16 protein-coding genes are annotated in these 15,706 nt (G+C 57.5%); 15 read left to right on the forward strand and 1 reads right to left on the reverse strand.

The genetic code is table 11. The annotated features are described in order from the left end of the window. Positions 1–370 precede the first annotated feature (370 nt). The 14 genes from AC2FC2_RS21400 to AC2FC2_RS21465 all read left to right on the forward strand — a co-directional run bounded on the left by AC2FC2_RS21400 (position 371) and on the right by AC2FC2_RS21465 (position 13,664). A complete protein-coding gene (locus tag AC2FC2_RS21400; RefSeq protein WP_012146671.1) occupies positions 371–688 on the forward strand; it encodes a non-heme iron oxygenase ferredoxin subunit in 318 nt (105 codons plus the stop codon). Between the two features lie 2 nt (positions 689–690). Further along, a complete protein-coding gene (locus AC2FC2_RS21405) occupies positions 691–999 on the forward strand; it encodes a recombinase-like helix-turn-helix domain-containing protein (RefSeq protein WP_209637586.1) in 309 nt (102 codons plus the stop codon). Positions 1,000–1,019: 20 nt separating this feature from the next. Continuing rightward, complete coding sequence (locus AC2FC2_RS21410) at positions 1,020–2,063, forward strand: aromatic ring-hydroxylating oxygenase subunit alpha (RefSeq protein WP_209637588.1); 1,044 nt, start codon at positions 1,020–1,022, stop codon at positions 2,061–2,063. Then, on the forward strand, positions 2,060–2,815 hold the full coding sequence (locus AC2FC2_RS21415) for an SDR family oxidoreductase (RefSeq protein ID WP_265556796.1): 756 nt from the start codon (positions 2,060–2,062) through the stop codon (positions 2,813–2,815). Before AC2FC2_RS21410 ends, AC2FC2_RS21415 begins: the two co-directional genes overlap by 4 nt. Positions 2,816–3,030: 215 nt before the next feature. Beyond that, entirely contained in the window at positions 3,031–3,825 is a 795-nt protein-coding gene (locus tag AC2FC2_RS21420; protein WP_209637592.1) for an IclR family transcriptional regulator, read from the forward strand. 167 nt (positions 3,826–3,992) lie between these two features. Next, positions 3,993–4,934, forward strand: a complete 942-nt coding sequence (locus tag AC2FC2_RS21425; protein ID WP_490659889.1) for a VOC family protein — start codon at positions 3,993–3,995, stop codon at positions 4,932–4,934. Beyond that, a complete protein-coding gene (locus AC2FC2_RS21430; protein ID WP_490659881.1) occupies positions 4,931–6,142 on the forward strand; it encodes an NAD(P)/FAD-dependent oxidoreductase in 1,212 nt (403 codons plus the stop codon). Before AC2FC2_RS21425 ends, AC2FC2_RS21430 begins: the two co-directional genes overlap by 4 nt. Positions 6,143–6,218: 76 nt before the next feature. Continuing rightward, entirely contained in the window at positions 6,219–7,481 is a 1,263-nt protein-coding gene (locus AC2FC2_RS21435; protein WP_404760438.1) for an MFS transporter, read from the forward strand. Between the two features lie 29 nt (positions 7,482–7,510). Beyond that, positions 7,511–8,035, forward strand: coding sequence for a cupin domain-containing protein (locus AC2FC2_RS21440; RefSeq protein ID WP_490659882.1), 525 nt, complete (start codon positions 7,511–7,513; stop codon positions 8,033–8,035). After that, positions 8,035–8,853 carry an alpha/beta fold hydrolase gene (locus AC2FC2_RS21445; RefSeq protein ID WP_404760437.1) on the forward strand — a complete coding sequence of 273 codons (819 nt, stop codon included), beginning with the start codon at positions 8,035–8,037 and terminating at the stop codon, positions 8,851–8,853. The genes AC2FC2_RS21440 and AC2FC2_RS21445 overlap by 1 nt, the downstream gene beginning before the upstream one ends. Next, positions 8,850–9,644 carry an SDR family oxidoreductase gene (locus AC2FC2_RS21450; protein ID WP_404760436.1) on the forward strand — a complete coding sequence of 265 codons (795 nt, stop codon included), beginning with the start codon at positions 8,850–8,852 and terminating at the stop codon, positions 9,642–9,644. Before AC2FC2_RS21445 ends, AC2FC2_RS21450 begins: the two co-directional genes overlap by 4 nt. 17 nt (positions 9,645–9,661) lie before the next feature. Further along, positions 9,662–10,456, forward strand: a complete 795-nt coding sequence (locus tag AC2FC2_RS21455; protein WP_404760435.1) for an aspartate dehydrogenase — start codon at positions 9,662–9,664, stop codon at positions 10,454–10,456. Between the two features lie 15 nt (positions 10,457–10,471). Continuing rightward, positions 10,472–11,941 (forward strand): aldehyde dehydrogenase, encoded by a 1,470-nt coding sequence (locus AC2FC2_RS21460; RefSeq protein ID WP_490659883.1) that lies wholly within the window; start codon positions 10,472–10,474, stop codon positions 11,939–11,941. Between the two features lie 82 nt (positions 11,942–12,023). Further along, positions 12,024–13,664: a thiamine pyrophosphate-binding protein gene (locus AC2FC2_RS21465; protein WP_490659884.1), complete on the forward strand. Its 1,641-nt coding sequence runs from the start codon at positions 12,024–12,026 to the stop codon at positions 13,662–13,664. Positions 13,665–14,233: 569 nt separating this feature from the next. Here AC2FC2_RS21465 and loiP read toward each other — a convergent pair. Next, a complete protein-coding gene (gene loiP, locus AC2FC2_RS21470; protein WP_209637612.1) occupies positions 14,234–14,986 on the reverse strand; it encodes a metalloprotease LoiP in 753 nt (250 codons plus the stop codon). Between the two features lie 238 nt (positions 14,987–15,224). Between loiP and AC2FC2_RS21475 the strand changes: the two genes are divergently transcribed. After that, the coding region (locus AC2FC2_RS21475; RefSeq protein WP_490659885.1) for a thiamine pyrophosphate-binding protein at positions 15,225–15,706 on the forward strand (482 nt) is incomplete at its 3' end.

Below are 15,706 nucleotides of genomic sequence, written 5' to 3' on the forward strand. Positions count from 1 at the left end.
ACATTCAGGCAGCAAAAAACTAACCCGCTGATTTCGCAGGGCTGAAAAGCAGGTTTTTGGCTGTCTAAATGTAAATTTATTGTTATTTAAAAGGGTGTTTTAGTCTGTGTGAGAGAACTTTTACTCGCATTGTGTCAGCAAGATCAATGGGTTTTTACCCATGAAATAGTGATGTAACGCACAGCTTCCAGCGGTTTTTCATATCGGTGCATTTTTTCGTGATCCTTCCCGCATTTGTCATGTTTAAACAACTTTCCATTAACAATTGCCGCTTTGCTCTCTTGACGAAAGTTTCACCAGACTTATAGTGAGTGTATTAAATAAGAAACTGAGTTTCATATATGAAACAATCAGATAGAGGACAGAAGCAATGAGCTGGAAGAAAGTGTGTGAAGTGTCTCAGGTGAAAGAAGATTTTCCTTTTTCTGCCAATGTGGAAGGGAAAGAAGTCGGGGTGTATCTGATTGACGGCAATTACTACGCACTGGAAGACGTTTGCCCACATGCCTATGCCTTGCTCAGCCAGGGGTTTGTTGATGACGGTAAGGTCGAATGCCCGTTGCACGAAGCGTTGTTCGACGTGCGTACTGGCCAATGCCTGCGTGAACCAGGCGGCCGCGATCTGCAAACCTATGCCACCCGGGTGATCGACAATCAAATCCAAATCACCTTTATTGCGGAGGAGTAATCATGCAGCACATCACCGATTTCAATCCCTGGCTACCGGACACCCAACAGGTGATCCCCGCGCGTGAAGGTGGCAATGGCCAGATCCATCAGCCAGGCCAATTCCAGAACGTCATCTGGCAAAACCGGGCCCGAGTGCCGGACGGTTTTGAGACAGCTTTAGTCGCTGCGCTGGAAGAGATCTTCGAGCAGGGCGCGGAAGAGCTGGAACAGATTGTCAGTGCGCTGAATCAACGTCGCCTGTTCGATCGCAATGGCCAGCCTTGGAATGAGACGGCGTTCCGCGAATTCCTTCACGTTAACGGTTTCTGAGCAGCATCCGGGAGAAGACAATGACAGCAAACGCAACATCCTCCGCACAGACCTTACAAGAGTATCTCGACCAGGGGCTGCGCGGCATGTGGTATCCGGTGCTGGCCAGTTGGGAAATCGGCAATAACCCGGTGGGCATTACCCGTCTGGAACAGCAGATCGTGGTGTGGCGTGATGGAGAAGGCGCGATCCACGCGTTGGAAGATCGCTGCCCGCATCGCGGTGCGCGGCTTTCCATGGGGTGGAATCTGGGCGATCGCATCGCGTGTTGGTATCACGGTGTGGAAGTGGGCGGAGACGGTACGGTTAAAGACGTGCCTGCGGTTGATCGTTGCCCGCTGGTGGGACAGAAATGTCTGCGTTCCTATCCGGCTAAAGAAGCTTACGGCGCGGTGTTCCTCTATTTCGGCGTGACGGCAGATGAAGAGCCGGTCGAACTGACCTTCCCGCCGGAACTGGCAGACGAAGCGTCCTACAGCAACTTTTTGTGTACGGCCAGTTGGGACTGCAATTACCAGTACGCATTGGAAAACGTGATGGATCCAATGCACGGCACCTACCTGCATTCATCCTCGCACTCAATGGCGGAAGGGGATCGCAAGGCGGACATGGCACTGGAGCCAACCGACAGCGGTTTCATCTTTAAGAAGAATGGCCAGATTGGCGTGAACTTTGACTGGGTCGAATTCGGCAGCAGCGGGGCGTACTGGATGCGCTTGTCGATCCCGTATAAAAAACGGTTTGGGCCGGGTGGTCATTTCTGGATCATCGGCATGGTGGTCCCGGAAGATAAAGATCACTGCCGGGTATTCTTCTGGCGTATTCGTAAGGTGAAGGACTGGCAGCGTGACATGTGGCGCTTTATGTACCGCAACCGCCTGGAGTCGCTGCACTGGGACGTGTTGGAGCAGGATCGCATCGTGCTGGAAAACATGGCGCCGAACGCGCGTGGCCGTGAATATCTGTATCAGCATGACGTCGGGCTGTCTCGCCTGCGCCGTATGATGCAAAAAGAAGCACAGAAACAACTGGCGCGGCTGAGTGAACAGGAGGCGGCGCAGTGAACGGCCTGTTGACAGGTAAACGCATTGTCGTGACCGGCGCGGCGCGCGGTTTGGGGCGCAGTTTCGCTGCTGCGGTCGCCGAGGCCGGTGCCACAGTGGTGATGTGCGATATTTTGGCGGATGCACTGTCAGACAGTGCCGCCAGTCTGCGTGAACAGGGCGCGCAGGTTGAAAGCCACACGATTGATCTGGCCGATCCGGCCTCGATCAGCGCTGCGTTCAACGCGATAGCCGAAGGCGGGGCGATCGACGGGTTGGTGAACAACGCGGCGTTGGCTACCGGAGTCGGTGGTAAAACCATGATGGAATACGATATCGATCTGTGGGATCGGGTTATGCAGGTTAACGTGCGCGGCACCTGGCTCGTGAGCCAGGCAGCGGTACCGCTGCTGGCGCAATCTCCTCATGCCAAGATCGTAAACGTGGCTTCAGATACCGCGCTGTGGGGCGCGCCGCGCTTAATGGCTTACGTGGCCAGCAAAGGGGCGATTATCTCTATGACCCGTTCAATGGCGCGTGAGCTGGGCCCGCAGGGGATTTGTGTTAACGCCATCGCTCCGGGCCTGACACGCGTAGAGGCCACGGAATATGTGCCTGCCGAGCGACATCAGTTGTACGAACAGGGACGAGCATTGGCCGGTGCGCAGCATCCTGACGACGTCAACGGCACGGTGCTCTACCTGCTGTCGCCATTGGCGAATTTCGTCACTGGGCAGCTGTTACCGGTTAACGGTGGTTTTGTCTTTAACTAATTATGCCTGTCATACTTGAAGCTGTATCTGTGTTGCCTGCGTTCGCGCACCCGAATCACTTACTTAATGTAAGCTCATCGGGATTTACTCGCTTGTCGCGTTACTCGGCAAAGCCTCGCCCCGTTGGGGCCAGCGCAAGCGCCGTTCAACAAAGCCGTGGCTTTGTTGTGATACAGCTCCAATTATTTAAGGCATGACTCTATAAGGAAACGGACATGGCGGACGATCAAGGGTGTAAATATCTGATCCCAGGACTGGACCGTGGGTTGCAGCTGTTGCTGGCCTTTGGCGAGCAACACAAGGAAATGACGTTTGCCCAATTGCATCGCTTGGTCGATATGCCAAAAGCGACCGCCTATCGCGTAGTGCAAACGTTGGAGCACCTGGGTTTTCTTGAACGTAACCCACGTACCAACACTTTTTCTTTGGGCATCAAAGTACTACGTCTCGGATTCGAATATATTGCTTCGCTGGATGTGGCACAAGCCGGTCAGCCGGTAATAGAACAACTGCGCGATCGCAGCCAGTGCAGCAGTCATCTGGCAATCCGTGATGGGCGTGACGTGATCTACATTGCGCGTGTCAGTGCCGCGGGGTCGCAAATCAACCAGGTCAGCGTCGGTACTCGCTTGCCGGTACACCAAACCTCGCTTGGCCGAATGCTGCTGACCAGCGCCACCCGTGAGGAGTTCGAGCTTCTGTATCCACAGGAACAACTGCCGGGGAGCGGCCCGGGCACCCCGGCGGATCGTGAAACGCTGTGGCAGATGGTGCAGCAGGATAAGGCGCGCGGCTATGTCATCGGCGAGTCGTTTTTCCGCCACGGCATTTCCTCGATCGTCTACCCCATCTTCAACCGCGAGCAGCGGGTTGAGGCGGTGATCAGCATCATGGTGCCGTCTGATGAGATCCCGAAAGCGGATCGCGAGCGGCTGCGGATGGAAGTGCGGGACGCTGCAGAGAAAATCTCCGGGTTCTTGGGCGCGCAGCCACAGGCTAACGCCGGTTAACTGACAACCGATTGTTTGCAACGGGGCGCTGCAGGTTGCCCCGAATTAATCGGGACGAACAGCGTCCCCTATCAATCACTCAGGCAGGGATGAGGCTCATGACAACCATGGGCCGGGGTTCGATCATGCCTGAAAACCGTATTCAGCGAGAACGTGAGGCACAATTAATGAGCGTAATCGGAATCGAAAAACTGGAGTTTGGCGTTGAAGATCTGCCAACGTGCGAGAAATTCATGCAGGACTTCGGTCTGCAGGCAGCGCAACAGCACTGGGGCGAACGTCAACGAGAATTCACCACGCTGAGCGGTGCCCGCGTGGTGCTGCATCCGTTGCAGAGCGACGCGCTGCCGGCAGCGTTCGAGAGTGGTTCGACTCTCCGCCGTATGACCTGGGGGGTTAGCAGCCCGTCCGAGTTGGCGGTGTTGCAACCGCTGTTGGCGCAGATGCCGGGCTTCCGCCAGGTGGGTGAAGAGCTGGAGTGTCTCGATCCGAACGGCATGACGCTGCGCTTTAGCGTCAGTCAGCAGCGCGACGTTGATTTACCTGTGTCACCGATCAACCAGTGGGGCGATGTACGCCGTATTGATCAGCCGAGCCCGGTGTACGCCCAGGCGCAGCCAATCAACATCGGTCATGTAGTGTTCTTCGTCGAGGATCTTGCGGCGACTGAGCGCTTTTATCGTGAGGTGTTGGGGTTCCAGGTATCGGATCGTTATATCGATCGTGCGGTATTCCTGCGCACTCAGGCACGCGGCGGTCATCACAATCTGTTCTTGCTGAAATTGCCTAATCGACCACGCGGCTTGAATCATGTGGCCTTTACCGTACGCGATATCCACGAGGTGATCGGCGGCGGCATCGCCATGAACAAAGAGAAGTGGAGTACCTTTATCGGCCCCGGTCGACATCCGATCTCCTCGGCCTATTTCTGGTACGTCAACAGCCCGACGGGCGGTGCGTTTGAGTATTACACCAACGATGACTACCTGACCGAAAACTGGCAGCCGCGTGAGCTGGAACATTCACTGGTGTCGTTCACCGAGTGGGCTGTGGAAGGCGGAATCGACCATGACACGCGGCGGCAGCAGAAAAAACCGGAGGCGTTATGAGCCAGCCAGAACCGGCGGGCATCGTGATCATCGGTGGTGGTCAGGCTGGCGGCTGGGCAGCAAAAACGTTGCGCGATCGTGGCTATGCAGGGCGTTTGACGGTGGTCAGCGATGAACCCTATGACTTTTATGAACGGCCACCGCTCTCCAAGGCGGCGTTGCTGGACGGTAATGCGCCACTCAGCCGGCTGTTCAGCGAAGAGGTGGTCGCCGGGTTGAACATCGATTGGTGTCGCCCGCTGCGTGCCGCATCTATTGATGCGCCACAGCAAATTGTCCACCTCAGCGATGGCAGGCAACTGCACTTTGATCAACTGCTGATTGCTACCGGTGGGCGACCACGCTTGCCGGACGCCCGTTGGGCTGAGCATCCGCGCGTGATGACGCTGCGTTCCTGGGATGATGCGGCAAAGCTGCGCCAGGCGCTGCAGGATTGCCGCACGCTGGCGATTGTCGGCGGTGGGTGGATCGGGCTGGAGATCGCCGCATCGGCGCGGCGCATGGGGGCTGATGTGACGGTCTTCGAGCGTCAACCGGCCCTGTGCATGCGTAGCGTTGGGGCGGACGTCTCACAGGCGTTGCTCGAACTGCATCAGCAGCAGGGGGTTCGGGTGCAGTGCGGCTGCGGCGACATTCAACTGGAGGATCGTAACGGCAGTGCCTGGATCGGCAGCGACATCAGTGATCCTCAGCCGTTTGATCTGGTGGTCGTGGGGATCGGCGTGGAGCTGAACCTGGAGCTGGCGTACGGTGCCGGGTTAAAGGTTGATGCCGGCATTGTGGTTGACGGACAGGGGCGCACCAGCCACTCCGCCATTTTCGCCGCCGGGGATGTCGCGCGCCACCCAACGCTCGGGCTGTGCCTGCAGTCCTGGGCTTATGCGCAGAACCAGGCGATCAGCACCGCCTGCGCAATGCTGGACGCTTTTGCTTCTCCTTATGATGATGTGGCCTGGCTGTGGTCGGATCAATATGACGTCAATATCCAGATCCTTGGCGTACCGGCCGGTGGCATGTATCACGTGGTGCGGCGCACGCCACAATCGCAGGTGTTCTTTACGCTGAATGCCGATCGGCAGTTGGTGCAGATGGTGGCGTTTAACGATGCGCGCACCATCAAGCTGGGTAAACGCTGGTTGGCCAGCGGACGGGTGCTGGAACCGCAGCAGTTGGCGGACGCAGAGTTTTCTTTAATGGCGTTGAAATAATCATTCCCCAATGCGTTTTATGTTTCAGCTAACAAGGCTGTAGCGTGAAACGCGAAGGGGGAATCGGGAGCGTTTCATGACTACGCAAGACATTGACGCCCGCGCTGAACGGGTGGGGGAGGCTGTTGCTGAAAACCCGCAGCAGCGGGTGCGCTGGTCGGTACCCATCGCGCTATTCGCCTGTGTGTTGCTGGCGTTTTTCGACAAGATCAGCATCGCGGCACTGTTTTCCGATAGCGAATTCCAGCAGGCGCTAGGCATCAGTTTTGACCCTGCGCGGTTGGGCTTGTTGATGAGTGCATTTTTGTTCTCCTACGGCATTTCTTCAATGCTGTTGAGCGGCATTGGCGATCGGCTGAACCCGGTAAAAGTCCTGATCGGCATGATGGTGGTATGGGGCGTATTGATGGTGTTGATGGGCCTGACGCGTTCTTATCACACCATGATGACGCTGCGCATTTTGCTCGGTATCGCCGAAGGTCCGCTGTTGCCGATGGCTTACGCCATTATCCGCCAGGCTTTCCCGCAGCGGCTGCAGGCGCGCGCCACCATGCTGTGGCTGCTCGGTACACCGTTGGGGGCAGCGCTCGGCTTCCCGGTCACGCTGTATATCCTCAATACCTTTGACTGGCAGGCCACCTTCTTCTTTATGGCGTTCCTGACGCTGCCGGTCATGCTGTTGGTGCTGTTCGGCATGCGCCATCTCAACGTATCACGTCCGGCAGCGGTCACGGTTTCAAAACCGGCCATCGCCGAACGTAAACAGCATCGCTATGAGCTGCTGCGCAACCCGCATTTCTGGATGATTTGCCTGTTTAACATCGCCTTTCTGACCTACCTGTGGGGCATGAACGGCTGGCTGCCCAGCTACCTGATCAAGGGCAAAGGCATTCACCTGGAACATGCCGGTTACCTGTCATCACTGCCGTTCATCGCCATGCTGCTGGGGGAAGTGGTCGGCGCCTGGCTGTCGGACAAACTGGATCGCCGTGCCTTGGCCTGTTTTATCTCGCTGTGCGGCGCCGGGCTGGGGTTGGCCGTGGTGCTGCATATGCAGGGCACCTATAGCGTGATTGCCGCCATGGCCTTCAGCACCTTTATGTGGGGCGCAGGCGCGCCGAACATCTTTGCTCTGCTGGCGAAAGCGACCAGCAGCAAGGTCAGCGCCACCGCCGGCGGTATTTTTAACGGATTAGGCAATTTTGCCGGTGCGCTGGCGCCGGTGCTGATGGGGGCGCTGATCGCCGCTACCGGCAACATGGATAACGGTTTGCTGTTCCTGGTGGTGATGGCCTTTATCGGCTGCATCATTCTGCTGCCGTTGCTGAAGAAATATTGATATCCCATTGATCAACGAGGAGTACCAACATGTCCCAGGTTGAGAAACAAACCGGCGTTAAGCCACAGGATCAGTCGATAGAAAATTGGGTGGAATCACGCATCGCCCGTTTTGAAGGCCGCAAATATGACTGGAACGCGCTGAAGTTCCAGGCTGACCACGACCCGAAATACCGCCGTGCCCAGATGCGTTATATCGGTACCGGCGCCACGGGGGTGGTTAACGATACCAACACCATTCCAGCGGGTAACTTTACGTTTTCCACCATGGTGTTGCCGTCTAAATGCGAAGGGCCATTACACCTGCATGATGACGTGGAAGAAGTGTTCTTTATGCTGAAAGGCAGCATCACGCTGATGATCCAGGACGGTACCGAGTATTACGAAACCAAGCTGAAAGAGCGCGATCTGATCTCTGTCCCTGCCGGCGTCTACCGTGGGTTATTCAACCACGGCGAAGAAGAAGCGTTGATGTGCGTCATGCTTGGCACCGCCAAACCGGAAACGCCGACCTACCCGGCAGATCACCCATTATCCAAAGTGAAACGCAACTGATGAACGGCTTAGCGCAACGTCAGCAGGCACGCTGCGGGGATTACACCCTGAGCTGGCGCGAAGCGGGACACGGCCGGCCGGTGGTATTGCTGCACGGTATTAGCTCCGGTTCTGCGTCGTGGATCAAGCAGTTCAACGATCGTGGTTTAGCCGACGGCCACCGCCTGCTGGCCTGGGATGCGCCGGGTTATGGTGGCAGTTTGCCGCTGACGGTCAGCCAACCGGGGGCTACCGCCTATGCCGCTGCGCTGGCGGCGCTGGTGGCGCAATTGCAGTTGGAGCAACCGTTGATCGTGGGTCACTCACTCGGGGCATTGATCGGCAGTGCTTATGCTGCCGGTTATCCCGATGGCTTGTGTGGGCTGGTGCTGGCGGATCCGGCTCAAGGCTATGCCAGCGCACCGGAAGAAAAGCGCCAACAGGTTTATGGCCAGCGCAAACAGATGATCGAAACCCTGGGGCCGCAAGGCTATGGCGAACAACGGGCAGCCGCGCTGCTGCGCGATGACGCGGATCCGCAAGATATCGCCTGGATCCGCAACGGCATGCAGCAGTTGGATCCTGACGGTTTTCTTAGCGCAGCCTGGATGCTGGCTAATGACGACATCAGCCTCTATCTGGCGCATTACCGTGGTCCGTTACAGGTGTGGTGCGGTGACGGCGATCGGATCACGCCACCGGCAGCGGCGACAGTATTGGCGCAGCAGCAGGATGCGCCCCTGCGTCTGATTGAGGGGGCGGGGCACGCCAGCTATCTCGATGCGCCAGCGCAATTTAACCGCTATCTGCAGGACTTTACGGGAGCAATTCAACCATGAATTTTCAGCTTGAGAAACGTGTCGCTGTCGTGACGGGCGGTTCGTCGGGCATCGGTTTCGAAACCCTGCGTTTGTTGCTGGCGGAAGGGGCGAAGGTGGCATTCTGCGGCCGCAACGCGGACAAATTGGCCGGTGCCGAAGCCAGTCTGCGTAGTGAGTTTCCGCACGCGGAGATCCTGGCGCTGTGTTGTGACGTACTGGACGAGTCGCAGGTGAAACAGTTTGCTGCCCAAGTGATGGCGCACTTCGGCGCAGTGGATGTGTTGATCAACAACGCGGGTCAGGGGTTTGTCGCGCACTTTGACCAAACACCGCGTTCCGCCTGGCTACATGAGGCGGAGCTAAAGCTGTTCGGTGTCATCAACCCGGTGCAGGCGTTTCTGCCGGCGCTGGAACGCTCGGATATTGCGTCAATCACCTGCGTGAACTCGCTACTGGCATTGCAGCCGGAAGAACACATGATTGCCACGTCGGCAGCGCGTGCTGCCTTGCTCAATATGACGCTAACGCTGTCAAAAGAGCTGGTGAGCAAGGGGATCCGCGTTAACTCGATCCTGTTGGGCATGGTGGAGTCTGGCCAATGGCGCCGCCGTTTCGACGAGCGCAGCGATAAGGATCAAAGCTGGGAACAGTGGACGGCGGCGATAGCTGAACGACGCGGTATCCCGATGAAACGTCTCGGTAAACCGCAGGAGCCTGCGCAGGCGTTGCTGTTCTTGGCTTCACCTTTGGCGTCCTTTACCACCGGTGCGGCGCTTGACGTCTCAGGCGGCTTTAACCGCCATCTTTAATCGCAAGGGCTGAAAAGATGAAAAAGATCATGATGATTGGTTACGGCGCGATGGCCAAAGAGGTGCTTTCCCGTCTACCGGATGGGGTGAGCGTTGGCTGGATCGTGGCACGTGCGGCTCATCATGCGGCAATTGTCAGTGACTTTGGCGGCGCAGTGCAGGCGTTAACCCACCCGGATCGGTGTGCTGAACGGCCTGATTTGGTGCTGGAGTGCGCCAGCCAGCAGGCGGTGGCAGAGTTTGGTGAAGCGGTGGTCATGCGTGGTTGGCCATTGGCGGTGATCTCTACCGGTGCGCTGGCGGATGCGGCGTTGCAGCAGCGGTTGCAGCAAGCCTGTCGGTTGCATCATGGGCAAGTGATTGTGCTGTCTGGCGCGGTGGCGGGTATGGACGGATTGGCATCGGCACGAGAAGGCGGGCTAGACAGCGTGACCTATCAGGCCTGCAAAAGCCCGGCGAGCTGGCGCGGCAGCATGGCGGAACAATTGATTGACCTCGATGCCGTGAGCGAAGCGCAGGTATTTTTCGAAGGCTCGGCGCGGGAGGCGGCGCAGCTGTTCCCGGCGAATGCCAACGTGGCGGCGACCATTGCGCTGAACGGTCTCGGAATGGACGCCACCCGAGTACGGTTGCTGGTGGATCCTGAGACCCGGCGCAACACCCACAGACTGCAGGTGTGCGGGAACTTCGGTGAATTTCGGATTGAGCTGAGTGGCAACCCGTTAGCGAGCAATCCCAAGACATCAACCCTGGCTGCGTTAAGCGCAGTACAAGCCTGCCGCCGTCTGGTCGACGGTGGTTTTATTGCCTGAACGGCAGGAGTGAGCATGGAAAAGTTAACGATTTTTGTGGCTGGGCGCTGGTGTGAAGGGCGAGGCGATGAGATGACCTCGGTGTTTCCGGCTGACGGCAGTGTCAATGCGCGGCTGTGTGCCGCCAGCATTGACGATGTGAACGACGCGGTGGCCGCAGCGGAACGTGCCTGGCGTGCACCTGAGTGGCGCGGGCTGGTGCCACACCAGCGTGCCAGCATTCTGTACCGCGTCAGTAACCTGATTATGGCGCAGCAGGAAGAGCTGGCGCAGTTACAGACACGCGATAACGGTAAACCACTGGCGGAAACCCGTGGTTTGGTAGCCAGCGCTGCGGCAACGGCTCGCTACTTTGCCGCAGCCTGCGAGGTGCTGGAGGGAGAACTGCCGACTCAACGCAGTGCTGAGGTGATGACGTTGAGCCAGTATCAACCGCTGGGGGTGATCGCCGCGATCACCCCGTGGAACTCACCGATTGCCAGTGAAATGCAAAAGGTGGCGCCGGCATTGGCTGCGGGCAACGCGGTGATCCTCAAACCTGCCGAAGCTACGCCGCTGATGGCATTAAAACTGGCGGAACTGTTTGAACAGGCGGGGTTGCCGGCCGGGTTACTCAGCGTACTGCCGGGCAAGGGTTCGGTGATTGGCGAAGCCTTGGCACGTCACCCGTTAGTGAAAAAGATTTCGTTTACCGGTGGCACCAATACCGGCCGCCATCTGGCGCATATCGCCGCCGAAAAGCTGATCCCCACGTCGCTGGAGTTGGGCGGCAAGTCGCCAACTATCGTGCTGGAGGACGCCGATCTGGAACAGGCGGCACGCGGCATTTGTTACGGCATTTTCAGCTCCGCAGGGCAGGCTTGTATCGCCGGGTCGCGGCTGTTTGTGCATCGCTCTTTGTACCAACCGTTGCTGGCACGCCTGAGTGAACTGGCGGCCGGTCTGCGGGTGGGTAATCCGCTGACGCCGGGAGTGCATCTCGGCCCGCTAATTAACGACAAGCATCGCCAAAGCGTGGCGGATTACGTGGCGCTGGCGCAGCAGGAGGGCGGCAGGGTGGTGATTGGCGGCGAAGCCCCGGCAGATCCGTTGCTGGCAGGCGGCAGCTATTACCTGCCGACGATTATCGACGGGTTGCGCAACAGCGCTCGCGCCTGTCAGGAAGAGATTTTTGGCCCGGTTCTGGTGGTACTGCCGTTTGACGACGAGAAACAGCTCATTGAACAGGCCAATGACTCGGTGTATGGGCTGGCAGCCGGTATCTGGAGCCGTGACTTCACGCGGGCGATGGCGCTGGCGGAGCAACTGGAAACCGGCACGGTGTGGATCAATACCTACAAAACATTCTCTATTTCTACGCCGTTCGGCGGTTTTAAAGAGAGCGGTCTGGGCCGCGAAAAGGGCCTGCACGGCATCAAGGCTTACATGCAGCAAAAGAGCCTGTACCTGGCGCTTAACCATCAGGTAAATCGCTGGAGCGATTAGGTTTGATCGACGGTGCGTACCCCTTTACCCCTGCAACGTGAAGTTACTGGGGTATACAACGAACACAATAAGAAGGCAGATGATGAGCGAGAAAATAACGGTTGGTGAGGCAATAGCCCGGACTCTGGAACAGTACGATGTGTCGGCGATGTACGGCATCATTTCGATTCATAATCTGCCGATCGCTGACGCAGTAGGCCAGCGTGGCAACATTCGCTTTGTACCGGCGCGTGGCGAAGCGGGAGCCGTCACCATGGCCGATGCGCATGGTCGTTTCTCTGGCCTTGGTGTGGCCTTGACCAGTACCGGCGCAGGTGCAGGCAATGCCGTCGGTGCGATGATCGAGGCGATGAACGCCAACACGCCGCTGCTGCATATTACCGGCCAGGTGGAAAAAGCGTATCTGGATGCCGATGCCGGTTTTATTCATGAAACCCGCGATCAGCTTGGTTTCCTACGTGCCTGCTCCAAACGTGCCTATCGGGTCAACTCCCCGGAACAGGCGGTGGCAGTGATCCAACGGGCGATCCTCGATGCGCAGACCCTACCTTGTGGCCCGGTTGCGGTCGAGATCCCTATCGACATTCAGAGCAGCCTGGTCTCCAGTGCGGTGCTGAGCCAGCCTGTAGCGCCAGCTCCACTGCCGCAGGCCGGCGACGAAGCGGTTGAGCGGCTGTATCAGCGGCTGAAACAGGCCAAACGCCCGTTACTCTGGCTGGGCGGCGGTGCGCTGGCCTGCGGAGACGCCGTGCGTAAACTGGCGGATGCCGGTATTACCGTGATCTCCAGTACGCACGGGCGCGGCATTCTGCCTGATAGCCATCCCCGTAGCCTGCGGGCGTTCCATAATTCGCCAAGCATTGAGGCGATCCTGACGCAGTGCGATTTGACGCTGGTGGCCGGTTCGCGGCTGCGCAGCAATGAAACCCGCACCTGGACGCTGCCGCTGCCGCGCCCATTGGTACAGATTGATATTGATCCGGCAGCGGCCAACCGCAATTACCTGGCTGACGAATACATCAACGGCGACTGCGATGCTTTGCTTAATGCGCTGGCTGCCCGACTGAATCCGGGTGAGAAGGTCAATGCCGAGTGGGATGCCGAGATCATTGCTGCGGTGCAGCAGGCGGAAAGCGCGTTGCGTCAGCAGTCGGGGGAATATGCCAAATTAAACGACGCCATTGCCGCTGCGCTGCCGCAGGATGGGTTGCTGGTGCGTGATATCACAGTCTCCGGTAGCGTCTGGGGCAGCCGTTTATTCCGCGCTATTTCGCCGTTGTGCAACATTCACTCGTTGGCGGGCGCGATTGGCATGGGTCTGCCGATGGCGATTGGCACCGCGATCGCCAACCCGCAGCGTAAGGTGGTTGGGCTGGTGGGCGACGGCGGGCTGGCGTTAAGCCTGGGCGAGCTGGCGACCATGGCGCAGGAGCAGGCGAATATCACTCTGCTGATCATGAACGACGGCGGTTATGGCGTGATGCGCGGCATTCAGGATAAATATTTTGCCGGTCGGCAATACTATAACGAGCTGCATACCCCGGCGTTTACGCTGGTTGCCGAGGCGATGGGGCTGAAGGCATGGAAGGTGGACAATGCGGCGCAGTTCAATGGCGTGCTGGCGGAAGCGATTAATTATCCGGGGCCGTCGGTGGTGGAAGTGGATATGAACAGTATTGGGCCGTTAACCTTCGCCGGGCCGCCGCAAAAGAGTTTGTATTGATGATATAAAAAATGCCCGGCTCTGCCTAAACTCCGCTTACTCGAGGTGTTTTTTAGCGAGTTCAACGTTTTTTTCGGTCGATAAACGAACAACGTACCATGAGGCTCATGCGCCTCGACCGAGCAAGGGGCCGTAAGCGCGGCCCCTTGCAACCCGCGCTCTTGCCCACTCAGACGGTTGGCTGCGCCAACGGCTCTCACTTCATCACGCCGCATCACGGCCGGCTACGACAGGCGTCCCTGCCTGTCTCGCCTGAAACCGCCGTCCATGGCGGTTTCGCCTATGCGTTGTTCTTGCGTTCGACGTCTTCAGGGCGCTCAACGGCGTGCTCATCTCATTATTTTCACTGTCTTTTATCACGCAATGTCGCACTTAGGGTATTCGCGCGGCGGACAGAGGATCTTAAGCAAAGGTGCGGGTGGGGAAGCGCCAATTGCCATTCATTGTGGCGGCAGAGAAGACTGGATTTTTATGGCAACTCGACCTGCACTGAGCCTACAGGGGCCGAATAAAAAAATGCCAATCAGGCTTAACCGATTGGCATTGTGGCATCAGCCGGGCGTTTTGTGTTACTTGCCGGCTGCGATACGATCGCGAATATGCTGTGCGCGTGCTTCGGAAGCAGGGTGATCGTCAAACATACTGCTTTGACGACCGGCCTCCATTTTAGCCAGTTTTTCGAAGCTGGTGACCAGCCCGTTTGGATCGATACCGCGCTGTTTCATCAGATCGAACGAATAGTCATCCGCTTCGCTTTCCTGTTTCTGGGAGAACTGCGCGTTAACCAGTTTTTCACCCATGTCTGCCAACTGTGACTGCGACAGCGAACCTATGATGCCGCCGGTTGAGGCTGCGGCGGTACGCAACGCCACTGTGCCATAAGCTACCTGCATCGCCTTGCGAGTATGGCCGAGCGCCACGTGACCCATTTCATGGCCCAGCACGCCTTCCACTTCATTGTCAGTCATCATGTCCATGAGCCCGCTGTAAACGCGGATACAGCCGTTAGCCATTGCCCAGGCATTCACGTCTTTGGTGACGTAAACCTTGTAGTTAGCCGGTGTGCCGTTGATATTATCCCCCAGCGCCGCAGCAATTTTGTTCAAACGCTTGGTGTAAGTGCTGTCGGCCGGCGCGATTTGTGCCTTGCTGTCCATCTCTGCGCAGGATTTATCACTCAGGGTTTTGACGTCGTCATTGCTCAATGTCGCCGCCTGAAAGGCTTGCGCGCCAGACTGCATCAACGTATCGGTATTCAGGTTTTGACAGCCGCTTACCAAGGTGGCAATGCTTAATGCAATCAAAGAGGTACGGATTTTCATAAAGCCATCTTCCTGTGATAGTAACAAGGGGGAGTGTCATTTTTAGTTTAGGGAAATCGTGCTGCACGAGACTAGTGTACGATAGCAATTGGGAAAATAGTGTTATTCCGAAAAACCGACCAATCGTGCTAATAAGTTGTGAACTCGCTCTCATTTGGTATTAGGGATTGCCGTTTTAATGCTGAGTCTGAGAAAATAGAAAACTTGACTGATTTTTTAATCCGACCTGGAGTAAAACATGTCCTCTCGTAAAGAGCTTGCCAACGCCATCCGCGCACTCAGCATGGACGCCGTACAAAAAGCAAATTCCGGCCACCCGGGTGCACCTATGGGCATGGCGGACATCGCCGAAGTCCTGTGGCGTGACTACCTGAACCACAACCCGACCAACCCGCACTGGGCTGACCGTGACCGCTTCGTCCTCTCCAACGGCCATGGCTCCATGCTGATTTACAGCCTGTTGCACCTCACCGGCTACGACCTGCCGATGAGCGAGCTGGAAAACTTCCGCCAACTGCACTCCAAAACCCCAGGCCACCCGGAATACGGCTACACCCCAGGCGTTGAAACCACCACCGGCCCACTGGGCCAGGGTATCGCCAACGCCGTCGGTTTTGCCATTGCCGAACGCACCCTCGGCGCGCAGTTCAACCGCCCGGGCCATGACATCGTCGACCACCACACCTACGCCTTCATGGGCGACGGCTGCATGATGGAAGG

The sequence above is a fragment of the Serratia sp. CoH_122_TC_1 genome, from assembly GCF_058191755.1.

Bases quoted from the DNA above. Each gene is read 5' to 3' on its own strand.
- AC2FC2_RS21430 (WP_490659881.1), top strand. From the start codon at position 4,931: ATGAGCCAGCCAGAACCGGCGGGCATCGTGATCATCGGTGGTGGTCAG.
- AC2FC2_RS21420 (WP_209637592.1), top strand. From the start codon at position 3,031: ATGGCGGACGATCAAGGGTGTAAATATCTGATCCCAGGACTGGACCGT.
- loiP (WP_209637612.1), bottom strand. From the start codon at position 14,986: ATGAAAATCCGTACCTCTTTGATTGCATTAAGCATTGCCACCTTGGTA.
- AC2FC2_RS21435 (WP_404760438.1), top strand. From the start codon at position 6,219: ATGACTACGCAAGACATTGACGCCCGCGCTGAACGGGTGGGGGAGGCT.
- AC2FC2_RS21400 (WP_012146671.1), top strand. From the start codon at position 371: ATGAGCTGGAAGAAAGTGTGTGAAGTGTCTCAGGTGAAAGAAGATTTT.
- AC2FC2_RS21465 (WP_490659884.1), top strand. From the start codon at position 12,024: ATGAGCGAGAAAATAACGGTTGGTGAGGCAATAGCCCGGACTCTGGAA.
- AC2FC2_RS21425 (WP_490659889.1), top strand. From the start codon at position 3,993: ATGAGCGTAATCGGAATCGAAAAACTGGAGTTTGGCGTTGAAGATCTG.
- AC2FC2_RS21440 (WP_490659882.1), top strand. From the start codon at position 7,511: ATGTCCCAGGTTGAGAAACAAACCGGCGTTAAGCCACAGGATCAGTCG.
- AC2FC2_RS21460 (WP_490659883.1), top strand. From the start codon at position 10,472: ATGGAAAAGTTAACGATTTTTGTGGCTGGGCGCTGGTGTGAAGGGCGA.
- AC2FC2_RS21450 (WP_404760436.1), top strand. From the start codon at position 8,850: ATGAATTTTCAGCTTGAGAAACGTGTCGCTGTCGTGACGGGCGGTTCG.
- AC2FC2_RS21405 (WP_209637586.1), top strand. From the start codon at position 691: ATGCAGCACATCACCGATTTCAATCCCTGGCTACCGGACACCCAACAG.
- AC2FC2_RS21410 (WP_209637588.1), top strand. From the start codon at position 1,020: ATGACAGCAAACGCAACATCCTCCGCACAGACCTTACAAGAGTATCTC.
- AC2FC2_RS21445 (WP_404760437.1), top strand. From the start codon at position 8,035: ATGAACGGCTTAGCGCAACGTCAGCAGGCACGCTGCGGGGATTACACC.
- AC2FC2_RS21455 (WP_404760435.1), top strand. From the start codon at position 9,662: ATGAAAAAGATCATGATGATTGGTTACGGCGCGATGGCCAAAGAGGTG.